At 39.2% G+C, this 4,225-nt stretch carries 3 protein-coding genes and 1 pseudogene; 1 reads left to right on the forward strand and 3 read right to left on the reverse strand.

The window, feature by feature from the left end; translation table 11 throughout:
* Positions 1-70: pseudogene (locus tag JMX63_RS14810) on the reverse strand (transposase); the annotation flags it as partial.
* Between JMX63_RS14810 and JMX63_RS14205 the strand changes: the two are divergent.
* Entirely contained in the window at positions 70-1,542 is a 1,473-nt protein-coding gene (locus tag JMX63_RS14205; protein ID WP_201573140.1) for a hypothetical protein, read from the forward strand. The pseudogene JMX63_RS14810 and the gene JMX63_RS14205 overlap by 1 nt on opposite strands.
* Positions 1,543-1,621: 79 nt before the next feature.
* On the opposite strand, the gene JMX63_RS14210 is transcribed toward JMX63_RS14205, so the two are convergent.
* Together JMX63_RS14210 and JMX63_RS14215 are read right to left on the reverse strand one after the other, a co-directional pair.
* A complete protein-coding gene (locus JMX63_RS14210) occupies positions 1,622-2,626 on the reverse strand; it encodes a YhdH/YhfP family quinone oxidoreductase (RefSeq protein ID WP_201573142.1) in 1,005 nt (334 codons plus the stop codon).
* A 192-nt stretch (positions 2,627-2,818) separates the two neighbouring features.
* Positions 2,819-3,796 (reverse strand): zinc-binding dehydrogenase, encoded by a 978-nt coding sequence (locus JMX63_RS14215; protein ID WP_134292792.1) that lies wholly within the window; start codon positions 3,794-3,796, stop codon positions 2,819-2,821.
* Positions 3,797-4,225 lie beyond the last annotated feature (429 nt).

The raw sequence follows: 4,225 nt of genomic DNA on the forward strand, positions 1-4,225 counted from the left end.
TGTCATCGAAGCTTTTCATGCTGCTGGCCATTTGCTCAGCCAGTTTCTTGATGTCAGATTGGTTAGTCATTGCTTATTCTCCTGTTAGTGGATTATAAGCAGTTACACAAAGTTTGGGAAACTCTCGTAGAATTATTTCAAATATATACTCAGACTGTATTAACTGAGCATACTCATTTAGGAAAAAAAGAGTCGCTATACTATCTAATAAGTAAAGTTTTTTTATATCGAGCAACTCTTTCAGTTTTTAAATATAAGCAATATTATAGCGCTTTTTTTGATACTCCTATCTCATCCACTAATACATTTTGGTATCTAGAATATAAAGATACGACCCCATTATCTACTATTATTGAATGGATATATACTTGTGAAAATAAAAGCCAAGAAGAGTTTCATAACACTATTAATAACGGCGGCAACAAGGAGTTCGATCAAATTGAAAAAGATTTAGCTAACGTAAAAAACTGGGCAAGTGCGACAGTTAAGCTGCCACCATTTCCAAATATTCTAGATGTCTTTGATAGAGCTTTTAGGTTTCATAATATTGATGAGGATAGGAAGCAAAAATATAGATTTTTCTTATTGATAGCTAGGTTTTCTACCTACTGCTTAAAAAAAATGTATGACAACTATAAAGAAGAGGAAGTAACAGATTTATTAAATAAATTAAGGGGTTATTTTAAGTCAATAAATACTGATTTCCAAATAATTTTTTCAGCTGTTAATAATGATAAAAGCTATCAGGCAATAAATGCAGAGTTGCAAGAGACTACAGATAAAGGTTGGTTCAAAGTCACTTTAATAGACCAGTTTTTTAATAACTGCATAAAATCTGAAGAGTTTATTGCTAAAGGTCTTATGTGGGCCCAATCGAGATACCTTGAAGTGCATTCTGCCGATAATAACCAAAATCCTGATAAAGATATCTATAAGGTTCAACAAGACTTGTTGAATTTGTTGAAATCTAATAATGATGCACCTAGTTTTATAATTGAGTTTTTTCAAGGCATTATAGTCGAACCAAATATTAAAGATTATATGAAAAATATTGCAAACTGTATTGATGGTTATGAAATTCTAAAGCAGAAATCTGGCTATCAAAATTGGTTAAATGAGTATCAAGAAGTTGGTAATGATATTGTTTTCCCATGGTTAAAACATTGGATAGATGGTTTAAATTTCTACTATGATAAAGAGTTTGAACAATCGCTTGTGGCAATGAAACAAGCTTTTGAAACTATTAGATATTCAGCAGGTAATCGTCAAATCAAATTTATAGAAGACTATATGCTAGTAGCGTTATCACAGCCTAATAAGAATGGTAACCTACAAGGTTGGAAAGATTTTAAATTAGCATTCAAATGGGGTGTGTTTATGAATAATTTTGGTGCTTTTCCTGATTTTTATTCTGATAAAAGTGATGAAGAACTGAAAACTATGTTTAAGAAAAATAAGAAAGCATTTAAATCTTGCTCTACAAGCATCATGGATACTAGACTTTTAGCAAAACTGCTCTTTCATTGGAAATATGACACATAATCAAAAAAGTCTTTTAGAAAAAAAGGCAGCACCTCAAAAGAAATGCTGCCTTTTACTTATAACACTAACTCTTAAAAACTTAGCCCTTCACATTCACCACATAACGCCCAACCACCTTGCTAGACATAAAGCGATCTAGGTATTCTGGTGTTTGCTCTAACGTAATCTCTTCACCATAGCTTTCAAGATTAGGCAGTTTCATATCGGTGGCGACACGTTTCCAAATGGCTTCTTTGTCAGCCAATGGAATATAGACCGAGTCGATACCCAATAGCGACACCGCGCGGGTGATAAAAGGTATCACCGACATCGAAAAATCAGCGCCACTTGCTAGGCCACAGCTGGTCACTGCACCGCCAGATTTGGTTTGCTTGAGCAGGTTGGGTAAGTAGTCGCCGCCGATGGTATCAATAGCATTGGCCCATAGCTCACGGCCGACAGGTTTGTTACCGATTTCATTGATGGTATCGCGATGACGTACTTCGCTCGCGCCCACTGCTTTTAGATGATCGCTTTGCTCTGGCTTACCTGAGAATGCAATCACTTCATAGCCGAGCTGCTTTAGAATAGCGATACTGATCGTACCTACACCACCCGTTGCACCAGTCACAGCAACTGGGCCATCACTTGGTTTTGCGCCCATTTTTTCTAACTTTTGGACACTTAGCGCTGCGGTTAAGCCGCCAGTACCATATGTCATTGCTTCTTTTAGGGTGAGCGTTTCTGGACAAGCCAGTGCCCACTCTGCGGGGATTGAGATCATCTGACCAAGGCCACCATCTGTGTCCATACCGAGATCATAGCCGAATACCAATACTTCTTGCCCTACAGTAAACGTGCCTGACTTGTCACTGACGACTACGCCAGCTGCGTCGATACCTGGGGTATGCGGGTACTGTTTGGTGATTCGTTTATTACCCGTGGTTGACATTGCGTCTTTAAAGTTTAACGATGAATAATGCACTTCGATGAGCAAGTCATTTTCTGGCAAGTCACTGACTTTGCGCTCTTGGATGCTTTTTTTGAATTCACCATCGCTGGTTTCTTCGACAACTAAGGCTTTGAAGGTTGTATCGTTTGACATAGTTATATCCTTATTAAATATTATTATTTGGGTTGATAGGTAATTGCTTATGAAACTAATTACTTTGAAATCATCATGACAACAGCACGGTTAAAATAAAAAAGCCCATAGTATTATCTGACGAGTAATACAAATGGACTTTTCATATTTATGATGCCTTCAATGACAATCAATGCAAGGTTAGAGTATCACTTAAGGCTTTAGAATAACTTTACCTTTTTTGCTTGATTGTACTTTTCCAGAGACGGCAGTCGTGATGTCGTCCAGACTATAGATAGCCTCAATCGGTAGTTTTAGATCGCCGTTCGAAGCGCGTTCTAGTAGCTCATCGATTAGACGTTTTTTGTTTTCGAGATCCATCTCTTGACTGGTTTTGCTGCCCCAGAATCCTTTGACAGTCGCTTGCTTAAAGATCAAGCTACCAGCGTCTAGTGCCATTGGCTTGCCTGACATGATACCAAATGAGACCAGTGTTCCTTTGCTACCCAGTAACGATAGTAGCTCATTGCTCGACTCACCACCGACTGAATCGACGGCTGCTGTAATTTTGTCATCACCAATGATAGCGCGAACTTGGTCTTTCCAGTCATCATCAGCAGTGACGACATTGTTTTTGATGCCGAGTGAGGTCAACTCTTCTATCGCGTCTTTACTACGTACGAGATTGATCGTATTTACACCGCGTGCTGCTGCGAGCATGGCAAGGGTTTTACCGACAGCGCCGTTTGCCGCGTTATGAATAATCCATTGACCTTTATCTACTTCTAAGAATTCTAATAGCATTAGGGCAGACAGCGGCATAGCGATCAGCTGGGCAGCCAACTCGTCTTCGATGCTATCAGGCATGTTAAATACCATGCTAGCAGGTGCAACAAAATACTCTGCCCACGTCTCGTGCACACTGGCGCACGCAACACGCTGGCCGACGCTTAGATCTGTGACGTCATCACCCACAGCATCGATAATACCTAGCGCTTCACTACCACCGATGGCTGGCATTTCAGGCTTATAGCCGTATTGACCACTTACGGTCAGCAAGTCATGGTTATGAATAGGGGAGAGAATGGTTTTGATACGGACTTCGTTGGCAGCAGGCTGGGGCATGGGGCTGTCGCCAACGCTTAATACGTTGGAGGGTTTGCCAAAGCTGTTATGAATAGCACTACGCATGATGATTTCCTTTATATATTTATGATTTAATTTATGTATAAGTGTATTAAGAGTATGAATAACCGATGATAAACATCATGTCATTGGGATCACTCATCAATGTATTTTTTCTTCTAGTAGAAACGATATCATGATAATGATGCTTAGAGGTTATCGACTAACAAAGACACTATACTTAAAAATAGACTGGTCGTCTAGGAGTTGGATACATTTGCGCTAACGGGATTTTGTTATAGAAAGCTTGGCTTACATCGGTAATATTCTCTAGCGTTAGATAGTCAATCGCATATATATGGAATACGGCGAGACCATCCCGAATTCTGTGTAACTGCCGTTTAGATTAAATGCTTGCTGATACGGTCATCAAACATAATCATAAAACGATTCAGAGCAGACGTCCAGTTACGGATTGGCATCGACCACTTTTTG

It is taken from the genome of Psychrobacter nivimaris (assembly GCF_904846365.1).
Taxonomy (GTDB): domain Bacteria; phylum Pseudomonadota; class Gammaproteobacteria; order Pseudomonadales; family Moraxellaceae; genus Psychrobacter; species Psychrobacter nivimaris_B.

Coding starts and splice junctions, on each gene's coding strand:
- JMX63_RS14210 (WP_201573142.1), bottom strand. CDS start 2,626: ATGTCAAACGATACAACCTTCAAAGCCTTAGTTGTCGAAGAAACCAGC.
- JMX63_RS14215 (WP_134292792.1), bottom strand. CDS start 3,796: ATGCGTAGTGCTATTCATAACAGCTTTGGCAAACCCTCCAACGTATTA.